Annotated in this window: 19 protein-coding genes and 4 tRNA genes; 8 read left to right on the plus strand and 15 right to left on the minus strand. The window is 68.7% G+C overall.

Annotation, left to right across the window (positions count from 1 at the left end):
• The first annotated feature begins 86 nt into the window (after positions 1-86).
• Positions 87-863, plus strand: a complete 777-nt coding sequence (locus tag PSD17_RS31845) for an FprA family A-type flavoprotein (protein WP_339126027.1) — start codon at positions 87-89, stop codon at positions 861-863.
• 229 nt (positions 864-1092) lie between these two features.
• Here PSD17_RS31845 and PSD17_RS31850 read toward each other — a convergent pair.
• The 4 genes from PSD17_RS31850 to PSD17_RS31865 all read right to left on the minus strand — a co-directional run bounded on the left by PSD17_RS31850 (position 1093) and on the right by PSD17_RS31865 (position 3202).
• A tRNA-Val gene (locus tag PSD17_RS31850) sits at positions 1093-1164 on the minus strand.
• Between the two features lie 21 nt (positions 1165-1185).
• Entirely contained in the window at positions 1186-1617 is a 432-nt protein-coding gene (locus PSD17_RS31855; RefSeq protein ID WP_083845426.1) for a TIGR02611 family protein, read from the minus strand.
• Entirely contained in the window at positions 1614-2519 is a 906-nt protein-coding gene (locus PSD17_RS31860; RefSeq protein ID WP_339126028.1) for an anti-sigma factor domain-containing protein, read from the minus strand. The genes PSD17_RS31855 and PSD17_RS31860 overlap by 4 nt, the downstream gene beginning before the upstream one ends.
• A gap of 26 nt (positions 2520-2545) precedes the next feature.
• Complete coding sequence (locus PSD17_RS31865) at positions 2546-3202, minus strand: RNA polymerase sigma factor (RefSeq protein WP_013674196.1); 657 nt, start codon at positions 3200-3202, stop codon at positions 2546-2548.
• Between the two features lie 242 nt (positions 3203-3444).
• Here PSD17_RS31865 and PSD17_RS31870 point away from each other — a divergent pair, with 242 nt between their 5' ends.
• From PSD17_RS31870 to PSD17_RS31885, 4 genes are all read left to right on the plus strand, one after another.
• On the plus strand, positions 3445-3864 hold the full coding sequence (locus PSD17_RS31870) for an SsgA family sporulation/cell division regulator (RefSeq protein ID WP_013674195.1): 420 nt from the start codon (positions 3445-3447) through the stop codon (positions 3862-3864).
• A gap of 102 nt (positions 3865-3966) precedes the next feature.
• Positions 3967-4039, plus strand: a tRNA-Gly gene (locus tag PSD17_RS31875).
• Between the two features lie 66 nt (positions 4040-4105).
• Positions 4106-4177: transfer RNA gene (locus PSD17_RS31880), tRNA-Cys, on the plus strand.
• 1 nt (position 4178) lies between these two features.
• A tRNA-Val gene (locus tag PSD17_RS31885) sits at positions 4179-4253 on the plus strand.
• A 64-nt stretch (positions 4254-4317) separates the two neighbouring features.
• Here PSD17_RS31885 and PSD17_RS31890 read toward each other — a convergent pair.
• From PSD17_RS31890 to PSD17_RS31925, 8 genes are all read right to left on the minus strand, one after another.
• A complete protein-coding gene (locus PSD17_RS31890) occupies positions 4318-5487 on the minus strand; it encodes a site-specific integrase (protein ID WP_339126029.1) in 1170 nt (389 codons plus the stop codon).
• Positions 5471-5701: a helix-turn-helix domain-containing protein gene (locus tag PSD17_RS31895; protein WP_339126030.1), complete on the minus strand. Its 231-nt coding sequence runs from the start codon at positions 5699-5701 to the stop codon at positions 5471-5473. Before PSD17_RS31895 ends, PSD17_RS31890 begins: the two co-directional genes overlap by 17 nt.
• 3 nt (positions 5702-5704) lie before the next feature.
• Positions 5705-7072 carry a DUF3631 domain-containing protein gene (locus PSD17_RS31900; RefSeq protein ID WP_339126031.1) on the minus strand — a complete coding sequence of 456 codons (1368 nt, stop codon included), beginning with the start codon at positions 7070-7072 and terminating at the stop codon, positions 5705-5707.
• Complete coding sequence (locus tag PSD17_RS31905; protein ID WP_339126032.1) at positions 7069-8040, minus strand: bifunctional DNA primase/polymerase; 972 nt, start codon at positions 8038-8040, stop codon at positions 7069-7071. The genes PSD17_RS31900 and PSD17_RS31905 overlap by 4 nt, the downstream gene beginning before the upstream one ends.
• A gap of 199 nt (positions 8041-8239) precedes the next feature.
• The gene (locus tag PSD17_RS31910; protein ID WP_339126033.1) at positions 8240-10531 is read right to left on the minus strand and encodes a cell division protein FtsK; all 2292 of its coding nucleotides are present in this window, start codon (positions 10529-10531) and stop codon (positions 8240-8242) included.
• Positions 10531-11499: a hypothetical protein gene (locus tag PSD17_RS31915; RefSeq protein WP_339126034.1), complete on the minus strand. Its 969-nt coding sequence runs from the start codon at positions 11497-11499 to the stop codon at positions 10531-10533. Before PSD17_RS31915 ends, PSD17_RS31910 begins: the two co-directional genes overlap by 1 nt.
• The gene (locus PSD17_RS31920; protein WP_339126035.1) at positions 11496-11819 is read right to left on the minus strand and encodes a hypothetical protein; all 324 of its coding nucleotides are present in this window, start codon (positions 11817-11819) and stop codon (positions 11496-11498) included. Before PSD17_RS31920 ends, PSD17_RS31915 begins: the two co-directional genes overlap by 4 nt.
• A gap of 579 nt (positions 11820-12398) precedes the next feature.
• Positions 12399-12686, minus strand: coding sequence for a hypothetical protein (locus PSD17_RS31925; RefSeq protein ID WP_339126036.1), 288 nt, complete (start codon positions 12684-12686; stop codon positions 12399-12401).
• A 117-nt stretch (positions 12687-12803) separates the two neighbouring features.
• Between PSD17_RS31925 and PSD17_RS31930 the strand changes: the two genes are divergently transcribed.
• The 3 genes from PSD17_RS31930 (at position 12804) to PSD17_RS31940 (ending at position 14532) form a co-directional block, all read left to right on the plus strand.
• Positions 12804-13145 carry a GntR family transcriptional regulator gene (locus PSD17_RS31930; protein WP_339126037.1) on the plus strand — a complete coding sequence of 114 codons (342 nt, stop codon included), beginning with the start codon at positions 12804-12806 and terminating at the stop codon, positions 13143-13145.
• Between the two features lie 156 nt (positions 13146-13301).
• Positions 13302-14045 (plus strand): helix-turn-helix domain-containing protein, encoded by a 744-nt coding sequence (locus tag PSD17_RS31935; protein WP_339126038.1) that lies wholly within the window; start codon positions 13302-13304, stop codon positions 14043-14045.
• Between the two features lie 4 nt (positions 14046-14049).
• Positions 14050-14532 carry an NUDIX domain-containing protein gene (locus PSD17_RS31940; protein ID WP_339126039.1) on the plus strand — a complete coding sequence of 161 codons (483 nt, stop codon included), beginning with the start codon at positions 14050-14052 and terminating at the stop codon, positions 14530-14532.
• Here PSD17_RS31940 and PSD17_RS31945 read toward each other — a convergent pair.
• From PSD17_RS31945 to PSD17_RS31950, 3 genes are all read right to left on the minus strand, one after another.
• The gene (locus tag PSD17_RS31945) at positions 14524-15126 is read right to left on the minus strand and encodes an HDIG domain-containing metalloprotein (protein ID WP_339126040.1); all 603 of its coding nucleotides are present in this window, start codon (positions 15124-15126) and stop codon (positions 14524-14526) included. The two genes, PSD17_RS31940 and PSD17_RS31945, sit on opposite strands and share 9 nt — an antisense overlap.
• Before the next feature lie 67 nt (positions 15127-15193).
• On the minus strand, positions 15194-16297 hold the full coding sequence (locus PSD17_RS35515; protein ID WP_445261048.1) for a UvrD-helicase domain-containing protein: 1104 nt from the start codon (positions 16295-16297) through the stop codon (positions 15194-15196).
• A complete protein-coding gene (locus tag PSD17_RS31950) occupies positions 16269-17921 on the minus strand; it encodes an ATP-dependent nuclease (RefSeq protein ID WP_339126041.1) in 1653 nt (550 codons plus the stop codon). The genes PSD17_RS35515 and PSD17_RS31950 overlap by 29 nt, the downstream gene beginning before the upstream one ends.
• Positions 17922-17927 lie beyond the last annotated feature (6 nt).

Genomic DNA, 17927 nt, shown 5'->3' on the forward strand with positions numbered 1-17927 from the left:
CGGCACCCGGCCGACATCCGGTTGCGAACGGGCCCGAGACGGGCACGATTCCGGCCCGTGGTGTCCACTCGACGTCCGGCCTACCCTTGTCCGTCTCGTGGGCTCCTGCCCATTTCGAGAGGGGGGCCGAGATGGCCACTGTCGACGAGATCGCGCCGGACATCTTCCGCATCGGTCTCGGTGCGATGCCGGGTGATCCGATCACCACGAGCTTCTTCCTGATCCGCGACGAACAGCCGACGTTGGTCGAGACCGGCTATCGGAAGACCTTCGACGACGCCTGGGACGCGGTGGGCCGCCTGCTCGACCCGACCACCGTGCGCTACGTGGTGGTGCCGCACCTCGAAGGTGATGAGTCGGGTGCCCTGAACCACTTCCTGGAGCGCGCGCCGAACGCACAGGCGGTCGGCAGCCCGATCGGGGCCGCGGTCAACCTGTCCGACTTCGCCGTCCGCGAGCCGCTGGCGGTCGACGACAGCACCGCGTTCGACCTCGGATCGCACCGGCTGCGTTTCCTGATCACGCCCTACGTCCATCAATGGGACTCGATGCTCGCGTACGACGAAACAACGCGAACGGTGTTCTGCTCCGACGTCTTCATCTCCCTCGGCGAGGGTCCGGCGGTGACCGATCGCGACGAGAGCGACGCGATGCTCGACGCGTACCGGATGATCGGAATCTTTCCGTCGAAGCGCCACCTCGACTCCGCGCTCGACAAGATCGAGGCGACGGATCCGATGACACTGGCGTGCCATCACGGCAGCGTGAAAGGTGGTCGCGGCGTTCACGGTTATCTGCGCGCCATGCGGGAGAACGACGTGACCGGGCTGACGGAGTGGAACCCGATGGCGGAGGTCCGCTAGCGAGCGGCCGAGCATCAGCCGGACCCCGCCGGCCGCCGCGCCACAGGGGGCGGGCCCGAGGCGATCTCGACAGGCACGGAACTGCCGGGCGCGCGACGATCCGGACGACGACGAGCCGTCCGACCCCGGTCCCGCTCCGGCGTGGCGCGAGCCTCCGCTCAGGATCCGGAAACGACGAACGGCCTGGTCTCAGGGCTCATGATGAGCCTCTGACCAGGCCGTTCGGCTGTGGGCGATACTGGGATCGAACCAGTGACCTCTTCGGTGTGAACGAAGCGCTCTCCCCCTGAGCTAATCGCCCGCTGCCGTCGGCAACCCTACATCACCCGAAGATCGGGCTCTCCAGCCAGGTCCAGTGTTGCAGCCCGACCCAGCCCGCGACGAGGTGGAAGGCGTTGAGCAGCCACAGCGTCGCGACGACGATCGCGGCCGTCGCCAGCAGGACCAGGATCTTGACGGCCCAGTGCTGCCGGCCGAGCCACTCGGTCCAGGCGTCGTACTTGCCGCGGGCATAGCTCAGGACGCGCTTGGCCCAGGTGAACTCCGAGGCCAGGATCGCGAGACCGGCGAAGACGATCAGCCAGCCGGGGCCCGGGTACGGGATCGCGACGATCCCCGCGACGAGCACGGCGGTGCCCAGCACGCCGACGCCGATGCGCCAGACGCGCCGCCACGTCGGATGCTCGTCGATCCGCGCCCGGAACGCGGCGATGCCGGACTTCTCGTCCTGCTCGTCCTCGGTCTTCTCGCTCAGATCTCCACCTGCCCGCTCGCCACGACCTTCGACGGTGAGGCAGGAGCGGTCCGGCCGGGCTCGATCGAGATCGCGTAGCCGGCATAGCTCGCGCCCGGGCCCGATCCTATGTCGTGGGGTCCGCTCTCCACCGATCCGACGTCGAACGTCCCCACCGCCTGGGGTGGACCCGCACCCATCCCCCACAGCACGTACGTGTCGGTCGCGGCGGAGTTCGCGGGCAACCCGACGGTGACGATCTGCCGGGTCGGCCCCGAGACCATGACCGCCGCGACGGGGGTCGCGCCGGGCGCCTCGGTGAGCCAGGCGTGCCGCGTGCCCGGGCTGTCGAACCGCGAGACCATGTCGAAGATCGTCTGGGTCCGGGCGATCTGCTCGTCGCGCTGCTGCTGCAGCTGGACCGTGCGGGCGACGAGCCCGCCGAGTCCGAGCGCGACGACGAGCACCAGCGCCGCCGCGACGAGTCGTCGCGTGCGCGCCCGGGGCGCGCGGCGCGGGCCGGACCGCCGGGGCGGGCCACCGTGCCCCGGAACCGCGGGCGGCCGGTCGTCGCCGGGGCCAGCCCCGGTCGCACCGGGCACCGTGGGCCGGGTGAACCCGGCGGGTCGGGCGGGCTCGGCGGGTCGGGCGGGCACGGTGGGCTCGGCGGGGGCGACCGACCCGGTGGGCCGCACCGGGGAGGCGGACGGCTGCTGCGGCGTGCGCACGGCGGCGTCGAGGATCGCCGCCCGCAGCCGAGCGGGTGGATCGACCTGGTCCACCGACGCGCCGAGCACGCCGAGGGTCGCCCCCGCCTCACGGGCGGCGGCCCGGCAGTCGGGGCACGTCGGCAGGTGACCGAGGATCTCCATCTCCTCGTCGGGCTCCAGCACGTGCAGCACCAGGCCGACCGCCTGCTCCACCCGCGGACACCCGGGCCGGCGCGCCCTCATCGCGCACCCCCGGCCAGGTCGTCGGCCACGTCACCGAAGAGCGGCGCCAGCACCCCGCGCAGCTTCTGCACGCCGGTGAACATGCGCGACTTGACCGTCCCCAGCGGGACGCCGACCAGCGCGGCGACCTCGCGCTGGGTGTAGCCGCCGAAGTAGGCGAGCGTCAACGCCTGCCGCTGCTCGGCGGGCAGGGTGCCGAGCGCGTCGCGGACCTGCCCGGCGAGGACGGCGCCGAGCGCGGCCTGGTCGGCCCCGGGGCCGGCAGGCGCCGACCGCTCGTCGGCGTCGTCGGCCGCCGGTACCGTGCGACGACGCAGGGCGCTCTCGCGGCGGACGGCGTCGACCGACTTGTGGTGCACGAGGGTGAGCAGCCACGACCCGAAGGCGCCGCGTCCGGCGTCGAACCGGCCGGGGTCGCGCCACACCGCGAGGAACACCTCCTGCACGACGTCCTCGGCGATGCCCTCGTCGACGCAGAGCCTCCGCGCCAGCGAGTACGCCGGGCGGCCGTAGCGGTCGTAGAGGGCGGCCAGCGCCGTCGTGTCGCCCTGGGCCAGGCGGCTCACGAGCAGCTCGTCGGCCGGATCCGCGGCCCCGGCCGTCGCCCGGCCACGCGGACCGGACGGGCCCGCTCCGTCCGCCTGGTCCGTCACCGGGGATGTCCTCACACTCGACGTTCGCACCGACCGGGCGCGCGGTTCGAGCGTAGGGCGGCGGCGGCCGACCCGCGCGGCGATCACCCAGGTCGTGGGCCCGGCGGGCGGGCGCGCGCACCCTCCCGGGTGAGATTCGCCGATCTTTCGGGCGGACTCGCCGTAGTCGACCCGTCACATCTTCGCGACACGCTCGTTTTTGTGCATGACGGACCAGGCGGGACCCGAGAAAGAGGAGCACGATGCGCGACGTAACCAACATCATCTGCAAGCAGACGGTGTTCGAGCTGATCGCTCCCGACTCGACGGTCACGGTGAACGTCGAGCTGACCTACTCCTTCCGGGACCCGTTCGCGGTCGAGGCGTCGTTCCGGACGGGCAACTCGCAGCCGGTCGTCTGGGTGTTCGCGCGCGACCTGCTGGCCGACGGGCTCACCGAGGCCACCGGCGACGGCGACGTCACGGTCGCCCCGATCGGCCACGGTCAGGTCGAGCTCGTGCTCACCTCGCCGTCGGGCCACGCCCGCTTCCACGCCGACGCCGCGGAGCTCTCGTCGTTCCTCGAGCACACCTATGCGGCCGTCCCGGAGGGCGCCGAGTATTCGTGGCTCGACTTCGACGCGGCCCTCACAGAGCTTCTCGACGAGAAGGCCCGCGACTGATCTCGCAGGTCAGGGGCCGCGCGCAGGCCCGTGCGGGGGGTGCTTGAAACGACCCCCCGGGCCTGCGCTAATGTTTCCCCATCGCACCGACACGGTGCACATGCGGACGTAGCGCAGCTGGTAGCGCATCACCTTGCCAAGGTGAGGGTCGCGGGTTCGAATCCCGTCGTCCGCTCGGAGGAACCTCGAGTCAACTTCTGGACCTCCAGGTCTCGAACCACCGGAGCGATCCGGAGGATCGGGCGGAGTGGCCGAGTGGCTTAGGCAAGGGCCTGCAAAGCCCTGTACGCGGGTTCGATTCCCGCCTCCGCCTCGGGCGATTAGCTCAGTGGGAGAGCGCTTCCTTGACACGGAAGAGGTCACTGGTTCAATCCCAGTATCGCCCACCAGGTCAGGCCCCGTCTGCACGCCGCAGACGGGGCCTGACTCTTCTCCGGGTGACTATCTGAGTGACTACGCCCCCGCGGCCGGGAAGATCCTGTCCATCGCCGTCGCCCCGTCCTCCATCACCGGGCGGAGCTGGTGTCGGTAGACCTGCTCCGTGACCGAGGTGCCGCTGTGACCGACGAGCCGGGCAATCTCTTCGATCGGCACCCGAGCATCGGACAGCAGCGAGACGAAGCTGTGACGCAGCTCACGCGGTGTCCATCGCGTTGCATCAAGCCCGGCCGCTCGGGCAACTCTGCGGAACCCTCGGCGGACGTTTGCCGCGTCGAGGGAGCTGCCAACCTCGCTGGCGAACACCAGCAGGCCGCCGCCCGCCCACCGCTCGCCGGCGGCTGCCCGCATCTGCTCCTGTCGCCCTCGGTGGGCATCCAGGGCGACGACACATCGGCCAGGCAGCGCGAGCGTGCGCCTCGACTTCCGGGTCTTCGTGTCCCCTCCGGTTCGGACCGATCGCCAGACCATGATGTGCGGCGGCACCGGCGGACTCGCTGCGCTGTCCCCCGCCGTGTCGACGTGCCGCCAATCGAGCGCGCGCAGCTCCTCCGTGCGGGCACCGAGCAGCAGCGAGACGACGATGTAGGTCCCGATCGTTGACTCGTCGGCCTCAGCCGCCGCGATCAGAGCACCCGCAGCGCCAATGTCGAGCGCCTTTGACGGTCGCCCGGCCTGGCCGGTGGGCGCCTCGCAGAGCAGCACGACGTTCCGCTTCACCTTGTCGCGGGCCTGCGCGCGCGAGACGGCCCGCCGGAGGATCGAGCGGATGTTGAGGATTGTGCTCGTGCTCAACGTCTTGGCCTTCTCGGATAGCCACTTGTCGACGTCCTCTGCCGACAAGTCACGGAGCCGGCGATTCCCGAGCGCCGGAATGATGTGACTCTCGGCGAGAAAAGCGTTCTTGTCGACGGTCGACGCCGCCCGCCCGTTGAGACCGAACTTGAGCCAGTCGCGGACAGCCTGCTCAACGGTGTATCCTGCGGCCGCGACCGAAAGGCCGTCCTCGTGGTCCCGAATCAGATCACCGAGGTGGTTCTTTGCTTCAGTCTTTGTCTTCCCGCTGCGCTTCCGGACGATTCTCTTTCCGGCCGGCGTGAAACCAATCGTCAACGTCGCGATCCAGCGTTGGCGAGCTTCGTCCCAGTGGAGTCCGCCGTCTCCGCGGCTACGCCGGCTTGCCATAGTCAGCTCCCTCGGACTCGATGGTCAGCAGCGCGATGTAGTCGGCGATGGCGGCGGCCGGGATAAGACGGGTGCGGCCCTCGGTGACCGACCGGAGACGGCCGGAGCGGATCAGCTCATAGATGACCGACCGGCTCAGGGACAGAACGACCATGGCCTCAGCGACGCGGTAGAGCTGCCGGGCCGGCAATGTCGCGGCGGTGAAGTTGGCCATGGCTCAGGCACCCCCGTCGGTAGCGGTTACATCGGTTACGTCGGTTACATGCCTGGTCAGGGGCGTAACCGCTGGGTGGGGTGTAACCGCTACGTCGGTTACATCGGTTGCGTCGTCGTCGGGGTCGGGTGGTGGCTCGACAGGGGGTGTAACCGATGTAGCGGTTACACGTCCGGCTGCGGTTACGCCTCTGACCTGCGATGTAACCGCTGTAACCGACGTAACCGCTCCTGACGGCGGGTCCTCGGTTGCGGGTGGCAGGTACCGCGCCCACGCGTCTGACAGCGCGCCCTCGGCTTGGTAGCCCTTGGTCACCTGCCCGCCGACCCGGATCGAGCCGGGCCGCACGCCGTAGCGCGCCAGCTCCTTGGCCAGCCGGCGGGCGTCGAGCGGGCGCGGGTCCAGGTCGCTCCATCCGGATTCCTCGTCGGCCAGCAGCCGGCCGATCACGTCGACGGTGGCCATCCGGTCGACCTCGTGCCCGGTGAACAGCGCCCGCAGGTCGGCGAGCAGCCGCGTCCCTACTGAGACACCCGTGGCGACGGCCTGGCCGACGAAGTGTTGCGCCGCAGCCCGCGCGGTTGCCGGCCAGTGTCCGCCGGCCACGTCGGCGATGGCCACCAGCGGCTCCCAGACCTCGGCGGCCCGGTCGGTGACCCCGTCGGGCATGGCGGGCTCGGCGCCGGCCAGCTCGTCGCCCCCCACCCTGTCGAGCCATTCCGCGAGTTGCTCCCGAAGCGGCGCCGACTCGACTTCCACCTTGCGCTCCCGGAACGGCTCGGCGACCTCGTGCGGCGCGCGCCGGCGCATGTGAATGGTGATCGCCCGAGTGGTGATGGTGGCCGGCATGGCGCCGGCTATCCCAGCCAACGCGACCGGGGCGAATACCGGGAAGCGTTCGACCTTCATCCGCGAGGCATCGCCGACACAACGTTGCACGGTGGCCGACCGCTTGTATCCGGAGTTGAGCAGCCCACGCAGGTCCTCGTTATTCCCACCGCCCTTCGCTGAAAACACGGCATCGATCTCATCGAACAGCAGAGTCACAGGGCCATCGGCGAGCATGCGGAAGATGGCAGCGGTGGTGATGGAAATGGTCATCTCCGGTTTCCGAACCAAGTATTGGGCGACTTCGAGCACGCGGGTTTTCCCGGAGCCGGGTTCGGCGGAATCGAGGATCAGTCGCGGGGTGGTGTAGAAGTGCGGGGCGGCGTGGGTGTGGGCGTACCAGAGCGCCAACGTCGGCGCGCAATGCTCGTCGGGGAACACGGAGAATCGGGCGACGAACGCGGCGACCTGGTCCAGCAGCTCGGCGGGCTCGACAGTGGCGGCGGGGCGCACGATCCGCAACCCGGCGGGTGTGGTGCTCATGCCGATCGCCTCCCCGCGGTCGGTGCCGGGAGTTGTCGGGGCCGGCGCATCCCATGCGCGAGCCCGGACGCGATCGACGCGGCGACGTCGCGGGCAGTGCAGTCACACGGGCCGGCGACGATGTGCCCGGCGGCGCGGGTCAGGTCCACCTCCGCGGCCGCGTGGTTGAGCACGCCGGCGCCGACGAGTTGCCCGAGCGCGCGGGCCGCGGTGAACACCGCGGCGTTGTGCCCACCCCGGCCGGCTGAGGTGACCCGTGCCAGCTCCGCGCGCACGATCGCGGCCAGGTAGACCGACCGGTCCCCCACCGTCGAACAGGGCTGCTCGGGGGCCGCTGAGACGGTCGTGGGCTGGCGCACGGTGAGTCGCCAGGTGATCCACCCGGGAAAGTGGGCGGGGTCGGTGTCGTCGGTGAGTTCGTAGGCGCCGTTCGGGAGCCGGCTTCCCGGGGCGAGCACCTGGCCGCCCGTCCCGCGGGTGTCGAGCATCGCCCCGAGGGTGCGGCTGGTGTTGCCGAGCGCCGCCCGGCCCGGGCCAGGGTCGGGTGCGCGGAAGTACAGGTGCCGACCGCCCGACGGCGTGGTGACAGTCCAGGTGTCCGGGAGCCCCCCGCGGCCGGCAGCCAGCCCGGCGAGCACGTCCCATCCGTCCCGCCCTGCGGGGTCGGCGGCGGGCTGGTCAGGCTTCGGGGTGTCGCAATCGACCACCAGCAGCCGCGAGGGGCCGCAGGCGATGCCAGCGTTGTGCTCGGGGTTGGCGACGAAGAACCGGGCGATGCGATCCGGGTCGGTGGTGGCGCGCTGCTCCCATCCTCGGATGGCGGGCTGCTTGCGGCTGGGCAGCACGGGGAAGATCGCCCAGCCGCGGGCGGCGAGGTCGAGCCAGCCGGCGACCCGGGCGCGCAGCGCGGTCGGCAGCTCGGCGAGCAGGTCCGTGGCGGTCGTGTGATGGTGACTGTGCGTTGACATTGGGGCTCCTGTTTCGGGCATGGGTCTAGCGGCGCGGCACCCGCGCGGATGCCGTGTGGAGGCGGTTTCGAGGGCGTTTGTGCTGGTGGCGCTAGGTTGCTAGCGAGCTGATCAGGTGTGGTGTGGGGCGCTAGCGGCGGGTGCTAGGTCTAGCGGGGCCGGCCGCTAGCACCCGCCGCGATCATGGCCCACAGATTGACTACTCGGTGTCACCGTCGGTGCGGCGCCGGCGGCGCTCCTGTTCTTCCCACGCCGTGGTGATCGCGTCGCGGTGGTAGCCGCGCCGGTTGCGGCCCTCACCGGTCTCCGGGTCGGTGCCCCACACCTGCGCCGGGGCGAGCCCGTAGGGCTTGAACGCCGCCGCCAGGGTGGCCGGCGTGGTGCCCGGGTAGGTCGTGGGCCACTGCGCGGACAGCCGGGCCGCGATGATCTCCGACCACAGCCGGTCCTCGCCCGGGGCGAACACCGCGGCGACGTCGGCCAGGATCGACCGGGCCGGCCGGCCGTCGGTGCGGGTCTCGCCGGCGGCGTGGCCGGTGATGGTGCCGGCCAGCTCGCGGAGCGCCCGGGCGCGGCCGGCGATGGCCTCGGCGGTGGGGCCGTCGATGTAGGCCGAGCGCACGATCTGCGGCTCGTCGGCGGCGCCGAGCAGGTAGCCGATGCCCTTGTCCCGCGGCCCGAACGTCGTCGCCCGAATCCCGTTCTTGTACGCCGACGTGCCGAGCACCATGTCGTTCTCGGTCTGGCCCATCACCCGCAGGCAGAACCGGATGCCCACGTTGGAGCTGACCCCGGTGGGCAGCGACTTCGCGTCCGGCCGCTGCGTCGCCAGGATCAAGATGACGCCCATGGCCGGGCCGCGCTTGATGATCCCCGTGGCGAGCCGGTCGGCCTCGTCCTTGTGGTCGGGGTGCGAGAACAGTTCCTGGCACTCGTCGATGGCCACGACCAGCGGGAACAGGCCGAGTTCGCGGCGGGCGGCGAGTTCGGGGGTGACCTTGTTCTCCGGGCACAGCTCCCGCGGCAGCCCGGCGATGCGCTTGGCGCGGGTGTTGAGTTCGGCGTAGACCTCGCGCAGCGACTCCATCGCCTGCTCCACGGTCTGGTCGTCGGCGCCGCTGGCGTAGCGGTGGCAGCAGCCCTCGAGCGGGGACAGGTCGCCGGTGCCCTTCAGCTCGAAGATGCGGAGTTGTGCGTTGGGGTCCAGGGCGGCGGCGAGCAGCAGGACGCGCAGGGCGAAGGTCTTGCCGAAGCGGGGCATGGCGCCGATGAGCACGTTGGCGAACATGAGCAGGATCGACACCAGCCGGCCCCGCTGGTCGGCCCCGAACGGCACCGGCCGGAACAGGTCGGCCTGCCCGTGCGCGGCCAGCGGCCACGGCCGGGGCTTGGCCTGGCTCATGTCCTGATCCCCCACCCACAGCACCAGCCGGCCGGCGTGCGCGTCGTGCGCCGGCTCGGGCCACACACACCCCAGCGGGCGGCGCAGCCCAGAGGCGAGCCGGTCGCGGCGCTCCACGATGTCCGAGACCGTGACCCCGTACGGGAGGTCGACGTCGGCCCGCCAGCCGGGGCCGTCGCGGGTGATCGGGGCCGGGAAGGTGATCCCGTTGGCGCCCCGGGCCATCGCCTTGTTGATCTCGCCCAATCCCAAGGCGCCCAACGCCCGCACCACAAGATCGGACGTCAACCGGGTCGGCTTGTGCGCCACCACCGACCGGCCGGTCACCGGCTTGTCCGGGGTGGTCCCGACCCGCCCGAGCACGAGCACCGCGACGACGGCGAGCAGCCCGAGCAGCCAGCCCGGCGCCCACGTGTCGAGCGCAACCAGCCCGGCCGCGCCGGCCAGCACGCCCACGACGGCGAGCCGGCGGCGAGCGCGGACCCGGTCGGCGCGGGCGGCGGCCAGGCGCAGGTACTGATCGGCCTCCCCGCCGCGGATCGCGCCGTCGCGCAGGGGCTTGGACTCGGCGTCGCCGACCCATCGGCCGGCGTTCGCGAGGGCGACCACGGCGCCACGAGGCGAGCGGGCGGCGAGGCGGGCGGCGTAGAGCGGGGCACGGACGGTGTGGAACCCGGCGGCGTGCCAGGCCCAGCCGGTGGCCCATTTCGCGGCGTCACGGATGTCGTCGGCCCGGCGCAGCCACGGCGCGATGATCGGCCGGCGTTCGATCTCGCGACCGATCCACGGCAGCAACCCGTCCGGGCGGCGCGGGGCCGGCGGATCGACCAGCAGCAACCGGCCGCCGTCCTCGTCACGGCCGGCGCCCTTGTCGTCGCTGTCGTCGGGGTGGTTCACGATCTCGCCGGTGAGGAACCGGTCACGCTCCACCGCGGCCGGCTGGTCGGCCGGCTCGTCGACCGGTGGAGTGGGCTCGACAGGGCGGGCCGGGAAGTCCAGCACCCGACCGCCCCCGCCGGCCACGGTCCCGACGTGGTCGGCGTTCGTGTCGTCGTCGTTCGGGTGCGGGTTCATGGGCTGCTCGCTCATCACGCAGCCACCTCCTCACCGGCACCACGCCGGCCGTTGCGGGACGGGAAATCAGACGGGACAGCAGTAGGGACGGGAGGGGTCTGGTCGGCGTCGGCGCGCAGGGTGGCGGCGAGCTTGACCGACGTGCCGGCCGAGCAGCCGGTCACCTGCCGACACCACGACGGCGACACCTCCACCCGCTCCCCCGCCGCGCGGGCGGTGTCGAGGGCGGCGCGGGCGTCGGTCAGGTAGTCGGCCAGCAGCCGGCGCGGCACCGGCCGACGAGCCTTGCGCCGGCCCACCGGCCGAGCGGGCACAGCGGGAACGGGCTCGGTGACGGGTTCACGAACCGGCTCGGCGGCCTGCTCGCGAACCGGGCCCTCAGCCGTCACCGGGGCTGGCGCCGCTCGCCCTGTCGAGCCCTCTCCTGCGCCGTTTACGGCGTGTTCGGTGAGGGCGCAGCGGACGGCCTCGGTGAGCCGGTCGCGCAGTCCGGGGCCGGTCTCGGCGGTGGCGAACACGACCAGCGGCGGCACCGAGTGCAGCACCACCCCCGACCAGGACAACGGCGCCCCGGCCAGGCCCCACGAGGTCCAGGTGTTCATCGCGTACGTGGCGGCGAACGTCAGCCACTTGGTCCGCCGGCCCCACGCCGGCAGGGCGACCTGGTAGCGGGCGGTGACCTGCTCGGCGCGCAGCACCGCCAGCAGCACCAGCGACACCATCGGGTCGAGTAGCCACGCCACCCACCACCCGGCGGTGAACCGGTCCGCGCCGGCGGCGGCGAAGGTCTGGACGTTGACCATCGTGAACGCCAGGCCGAGCACGATCCCGGCCCACAACAGCGCGTCGACCTGGGCACGGACCCGCTCGACGCGCAGCGCGATCACGTCGGGATGCGTGGTCAGCGCGCGGATCGCGGCGGCGTCGGCCGCCTGGTCGGCGAGCCGGTCCACCCGGGCCGGGGTGGTCGTGGGGGCGGTCATCGGATGCTCCCGCGGGAGACCCGCAGGACGTCCGCCGGGCCGGCCAGCAGCCGGGCCACGGTGATCCCGGATAGGACCGCCGGGACGCCGAGCACGGCGGCGATGGCGACGACGTCGGTGGTCATCCGGACCACGACCCACTGCACCGCGACCACCGCGACGGCGATCGCGAGCGAACGGCCGGCGATGCCGCCGGCGCGGCCGGCCTGGTGCATCGTGTTGGCCACCGCGCGGCCGGCGCGGGCGCCGGCGATCCAGGACCACATCAGCCCGATCCCGGCGGCGACGAGCAGCAGGACGACGATCGTGGACCCGCTCACCACGCACCACCGGAGATGTCGAGGGGGTTGGGGTTCGGCTCTACCATCGCGGTCTCCTCAGATGCCTTGTGGTGGTTGGGGAGAGCCGGCCCGGCGGGTGTGTCTTGGCGGATGTGGCCGCCGGGCTGGTCCCCGCAGTGCGGGTCGTATCGGTAGGGGGCGCGGCGCAATGCCGCGTCATAGCCGCGCTCCGCCACGCTCGGATGGCCGCCGGAGCGGGCGGTGACGTGGCGCTCGTCGATGTGGTCGCAGCGCCCGCACAGCCGCCACAACCACCGCACCCGTCCCAGGTGGTCGGGTCCTGCCACGGCTCGTGCGTGGAGTGCTCGCGCAGCGAGCCCTCGCAGGCGCACACCCGCCAGGCCTGTCCCGGGTCGGGGCCGTAGTCGTGGCCGAACGACTTGCACTGCGCGGCGTCCGAGCAGCGGGGGCACAGCAGCCGGCCCGACAGCCGGCGCACCCACCCCGACGCCAACGCTGCACCCAGGGCGGCATCCCGGGAGGCGAACCAGCCCCGGCAGGGGCCATCGAGCTGCTCGGTGCCACAGCCGTCACAGACGGCCGTCGTCAGTTCGACGATCACGCCGCCTCACCGCCGGCGGCCGAGGCGTCGAGCGCGGTTCGCGAAGGCGCAGCCGGCGTCGGAACGGGGCGGAGGCGGGGCGGCCGGATCTCTGCTCGCTCGTCGTCGCTCATGAAGTGCCAGGCGGTCGGCTCCGCGCCCCCCTCGCGGGCCAGCTCGGCGTAGGCGTCGTGCTGAAGCTGACGGATGACCTCGAACGTGAGGCCGTCGGGGGTCCACGCGTCGTCGTAGTCGAGTGAGTCGAGCTGCACGCGGTGCATGGCGTCGAGGCGGTGGACGTTCACGGTGTCTCCTGCTCGATAGAACCACATAGCACCACAAGGTGCTATGTGGTGTTCAGTCTGTCAAGGGCTGCACTTGTGGTGCCGTGGGGTGGCCTACGCGGCCGGTAGCCTGTCGCTGTGGCGATCGACCCGAACAGCGCCGTCTCGCTCAGCGCGCAGGTCAAGGCGGACATCGTGCAGCGCATCAACTCCGGCGAGTACGCCGTTGGAGAGAAGATCCCGTCGCTGCGCAGCCTCGCGGCGCAGCACCAGGTGGCCGAGCTGACGGTTCACGCCGCAGTGAAGGAACTGCAGTACGAGGGCGTCCTGGAGTCCGCGAGCGGGCGCGGCACCTTCGTGCGCGCCCTCCCTGGCGCCGGGCCGACGAACCTCGCCGCCGCCGTGGACGAGCTGCGTCGTGAGGTTGCCGAGCTGCGTGACCGCGTGGCCGCCATCGAGAGCGGTGACCGCCGGTCCTGAGCCGATGCGGTGGGCGTCGCTGCTGTTCATGACTACATGGGACCGCGGAAACGCAGACGCCTACACCGCACTTCACGGGCCGCTTCCAGACGTCCCGGATGATCTCGATTCGTCGAAAACGTCCCGAAAACGTCCTGCGTTGTGGATGATGGTCCGGTGGCCAACGACCGACTCCGCGCCGCGATCGACGCCGCCGGCCTCACCATCGAGCAGGTGTCCGTGGGCGTCGAGGTCGATCCGAAGACCGTCGAGCGGTGGGTCTACAGCGACGCGCGGCGGCCCCACCGGACCACCCGGCTCCGCGTCGCGCAGCTCCTGCGGGTCGAGGAGACTCATCTCTGGCCGGCCGATCGACGACCCTCTGCAGCGCCGGCCGTCGCCGAGCTGGTCCACCTCTATCCGACCCGCTCAGCCGTCCCCTTCACGTTGTGGTCCGAGCTCATCCGCGGAGCCGTCGAAGCTGTTGACGTCCTGGTGTTCTCCGGGCAGTTCCTCGTGGAGCAGCACGATCTACTGCCCGTCATCCGAGCCAAGGCCGCGGAAGGCGTCCGGTTCCGACTCGCAGTCGGCGACCACTCCTCGCCGGCCGTTGTCCAACGCGCCGCCGAGGAGGGCACGGCGGGCGGACTCGAAGGACGAGTTCAGCTCATGCGCCGCTACCTGCACGACGTCGCGCACCTCCCGGGCGTCGAGGTCCGCGCGCACGGCACAATCCTCTACAACTCGATCTACCGCTTCGACGGCCAGGCGCTCATCAACGGCCACGCCTTCGGTTCCTTGGCCGGCCAGAACCCGACCCTGCACATCCGCAAGGTCCCCGACGGCACCATATGGGAGCACTACATGCGGTCATTCGAGCGCGTCTGGGACCTCGCACGACCCGAGACCGCCGAGAGGTAAAGCCGTGGCGCGCATCGATTACTACGACGACCCGAACGCACCCGCAATCAACAGCGTCGTCCCCTCAGTTACCGTGGCGGTCCGCGACAACGCCGGCAGGCTACTTCTCATCCACAAGATCGATAACGGATACTGGGCCCTCCCGGGCGGCGGACACGATCCCGGCGAACGCATCACCGACACCGCCGTCCGTGAGGTCCGCGAAGAGACCGGAATCGGCGTCCGGATTACCGGGCTCGTCGGGACATACACCGACCCCCGACACGTCATGGCCTACGACGACGGCGAAGTTCGCCAACAGTTCTCGCTCTGCTTTCGTGCGGTCCCGCTGGGTAGGTCGGAGATGCCGCAGCCGGACGGGACCGAGACTAAGGCCGCATCGTGGGTCGAACCAGCCGACGTCCCCGGCCTTTGGATTCATCCGTCCATGCGACTGCGCATCAGCCACGCGCTCGACGAACTACGGACGGAGCCGCATTTAGGCTAACCGGCCCGCTAGCCGAGCCTCCGTGCGCCGTACCGATTCGGCCAAGATCGGCCCCGCCGTCAGCCATGCTTGGTGCACAGGATCGTCAACCGGATATCGATCCAGGATCTCCGCGATTCGCTCGTCGTAAGTCAGTCTTTCTCCCGACGGCCCGGTCGTCAGATCCGCGGTCACCAACGCATCGAGCATCGGACCGGCCGGAAACGGGAATTCGGCAAGCTCCGCACCCAGTCCCCTCTGGTCCGCCTCGTATCGAGCACCGGAATGGTGCGCGACCAGGTTGACTATCGCCGCCGGCCAGCCCGCCTTTCGGAGGTAACGAGCACCGTCAAGGGGATGAAACCGTGTATACCCGATCTCGGGCGAGTAGCCGATGTCGTGAAGCCAGGCGGAAGCGACCAGATATTGCAGTTCCATTGCACCCACGGCCTCGGCCAGCTCGGAGGTTCGAGCAGCAACGGCTTGCACGTGCATCCATCGCCGCCCCAGCGGCATGACAAAACGCTTCGCTAGGGACGGGGCTGCAGCAAGAAGCCCCACGTCTCCACGCGCCTGCGAGTGCGATGGCGGGATACCTGAGTCAGCGGTGCTCACGATGACAACGTACTGGCAATGTGGTGGCAGCGCACAGACCCCAAGGTGAGCGGCAATCTGCTGGCTGTCATGGGCTCCAGTACGACAGCCCGCAACCCCCTGGCCGATCGAGAACGATACCGACGCTATATCGCGCTCGCGTTACTGCGACATAGAACTTCGCACGAGTCACGCCCTCCAGAGGTTTCCCCTTCTGTAGATAAGCGGCGATCGAGGAGGTCGGCTGTATCAGCACCCGGTCGAAAGTGAGCCCCTTAACTGCGCCATAGTTTCGCGCCGATCGACCATATGTCTCACTCCGCTTGTCCCAAACCAACAATTGAGGGTCGTTGGCATGCAGGTAGTCAGCAATCTGAGTACTCTTGACGAGGTGGACTCCCTGCAGCTCCACTTCACCGTGACACGCCAACGATTCAGTTGCGGGCAGCTCAGGATATAGCCGATCTGCAAAGTCACAGACCTCTTGGACGCAACGCCGCGAGTGTGCATGTCTTTCGATGCTAAGAAGCCCTGCGCGCTCCAGCCTCTCGAACCAGGCTTGCACATTAGTCCCCGCGCTCGCCTTATTCGTTCGCGACTGCGAGGTCGCATAGGTTCGCTGCCTTGGGTCGGCAACCATAGTCACTTCGATCGGCGACCTGAGGGTCTCCTCAATTACGTCAAGGTCTCGCCCTGCCATGTCCTGCACCTCGTCCAGCAGCATATGCTGAAAGATCCTGGCGAGTCGCCGAAAAACTGCCCCTCCTGTTTCTCGATTGCAATGCAAGACGAAGTCGGAAAGGACATCTCGGTAGATTCGTCCTGCTTGCAGATAATAGGGACGCGGGTTATCCTGCCGCGGCCTCCAGCCCTTCCTTTTTAGCGCCACCTCTCTAGAATCTAGATACAAGCCGTCGATCTCATTGATGTTTAAAAGCGCCCCTTGATAGGGACGCGCACCATGACGCAGCAAGAAGGTCAGCCAGGGCTGAATTTCAATATTGGCCGGCACAAAGCCCTTCAGGTTCTCAATTCGGCTCCGAAGTTCGCTTGCCCCGTTGTTCGTGTATGTCGCAACTAACGCTCGCTCCGAAAGAGGGACAGCCAGGGCGCGAAGCGCGAGTTCATGGGTCTTTCCTGAACCTGCAGCCGCAACAATGGCGCTATTTGACAAAGTCAATTGCGTCCTCAATGTATTTCGGCATCGTGATCGTGCAGTCCGAGTTGAAGATCTTCAGTGCAGCATCTGTTTTCTGCGCGGTCATGTATTCCGACAAAGCCTCATTCGTACTGAAGGACACACCAAGGACCTCCGCCAAAGCCCTTCCTCCGGCCGCGTGAACGAGCTGAGGCTCGAGCGTACGACCGTGAGCTACCTCGCCCACGAATCCTTTCACGACTCCGTCGACCTCAAATTCCTCAAAGCGCTTCCGCGCCTTGCTGTCCGACGCATCGTCGTCCAGATCTGTCACTACAGCAATGTGAGCGGAAAGTTCTCGCCCTAGTTCTAGAAATCGACGGAAGGCCAACGCTTGGACGCTCATCACGTCTATACCGTCCGCGAGTGGCATCCTTCCATACTTTTGCCGGTACGCCTTCTGAACGATCAACTCATCCGACGGCCCTTCCACCAGGATCGTCGCGCGTGCCAGGACCAGTCTGAGCGTGTCATACCCGGCCAGCTTCAAGAAGTAGTCCTGAGTCTCATCTGACAGAGTCGCGAAATTCTGAACTTGCCTACTCTTCAACAACTTGAGATGGCGAATTCCCAGCTTATTTAGCACAAATGAGCTATGCGTAGTCAAGACGAGCTGCTTTGTTGTGGTTCGCTCCGTGATCCTCTCGATGAGCGCATTCAAGCTTCCGAAAGATAGGTGATTCTCTGGCTCTTCAATAAGGACAACACCTCGTGCCGTTTCGCGGTCCAGCGCGAGGAGCGTCTTAAAGGCGGCCTGTTCACCCTTCCCCACGTAGCCAAAGGGAACGTCGTCCAGATGCGGGACGATGCCGGATTCCCAGGCCGACTTCGGACTTGCGTCGGCTGCCAACCGCACGGATTTCTTGTGGAGGGTATTCCGTTCGACCGCAATCGACTCATTCGCCTCGATGAATGCGGGATCTTTGGAGAGATTCTCACGGTACGCACGAAGCGCAAGTGCCATCCCCGATCGAACCTCATCGCTGAGATGCTCGTCCAAGGTCTTACGCAAGTAGTAGTCGGCTCCGCTTTGAAGTCTTAGCGCGGTTGAATCGATAACCGCACATTGCACCCCAACACGACTGCCAATGACACCATCTCCCGCGAAGGTTCTCCTAACAATCCTATAGAACTCGACCGGCAGCGAATGAATCTCCTGGCCATCCCCAATGAACTGGGCATACTGAGCCTCAAACGATGGATCGAACTCGCAGATCAGGCTCACCCCGGGGCGATCTTCCCTACGAGAGTTGTTGCTTCCTTGATAATCAGCGAGGTGAGGTAGAGCGCAGAAATACGCCTCGATGGTTAGACGAGGAAGCTTTGGAGAGCCCCCCGCCTTCAAGTCGACCAGGTACTGCTCTACGACCTCTTTGGGAAACCAATGAGACGACCGCTCGTCATCGATTCTCCGCCCGCCGATACGTCCCGACAGCGCCATCTCTATGGCCTGAAGTATGGTCGACTTACCAGCTTCATTATCGCCCACGAATATGTTGACGTCTGGGTTTAGCTCAACATCCAGAGCGCGAAACTGTCGAAAATTCTTGATGACGACTCGTTCAAGCAACGTTGGGCGCCCTTCGTGATCGGTGACGCTTGGTGTTCGCCGTGTCACGTGGCG

It is taken from the genome of Pseudonocardia sp. D17 (assembly GCF_036984265.1).
Taxonomy (GTDB): Bacteria; Actinomycetota; Actinomycetes; order Mycobacteriales; family Pseudonocardiaceae; genus Pseudonocardia; species Pseudonocardia benzenivorans.

Bases quoted from the DNA above. Each gene is read 5' to 3' on its own strand.
- PSD17_RS31870 (WP_013674195.1), top strand. From the start codon at position 3,445: ATGCGCGACGTAACCAACATCATCTGCAAGCAGACGGTGTTCGAGCTG.
- PSD17_RS31890 (WP_339126029.1), bottom strand. From the start codon at position 5,487: ATGGCAAGCCGGCGTAGCCGCGGAGACGGCGGACTCCACTGGGACGAA.
- PSD17_RS31895 (WP_339126030.1), bottom strand. From the start codon at position 5,701: ATGGCCAACTTCACCGCCGCGACATTGCCGGCCCGGCAGCTCTACCGC.
- PSD17_RS31900 (WP_339126031.1), bottom strand. From the start codon at position 7,072: ATGAGCACCACACCCGCCGGGTTGCGGATCGTGCGCCCCGCCGCCACT.
- PSD17_RS31905 (WP_339126032.1), bottom strand. From the start codon at position 8,040: ATGTCAACGCACAGTCACCATCACACGACCGCCACGGACCTGCTCGCC.
- PSD17_RS31910 (WP_339126033.1), bottom strand. From the start codon at position 10,531: ATGAGCGAGCAGCCCATGAACCCGCACCCGAACGACGACGACACGAAC.
- PSD17_RS31915 (WP_339126034.1), bottom strand. From the start codon at position 11,499: ATGACCGCCCCCACGACCACCCCGGCCCGGGTGGACCGGCTCGCCGAC.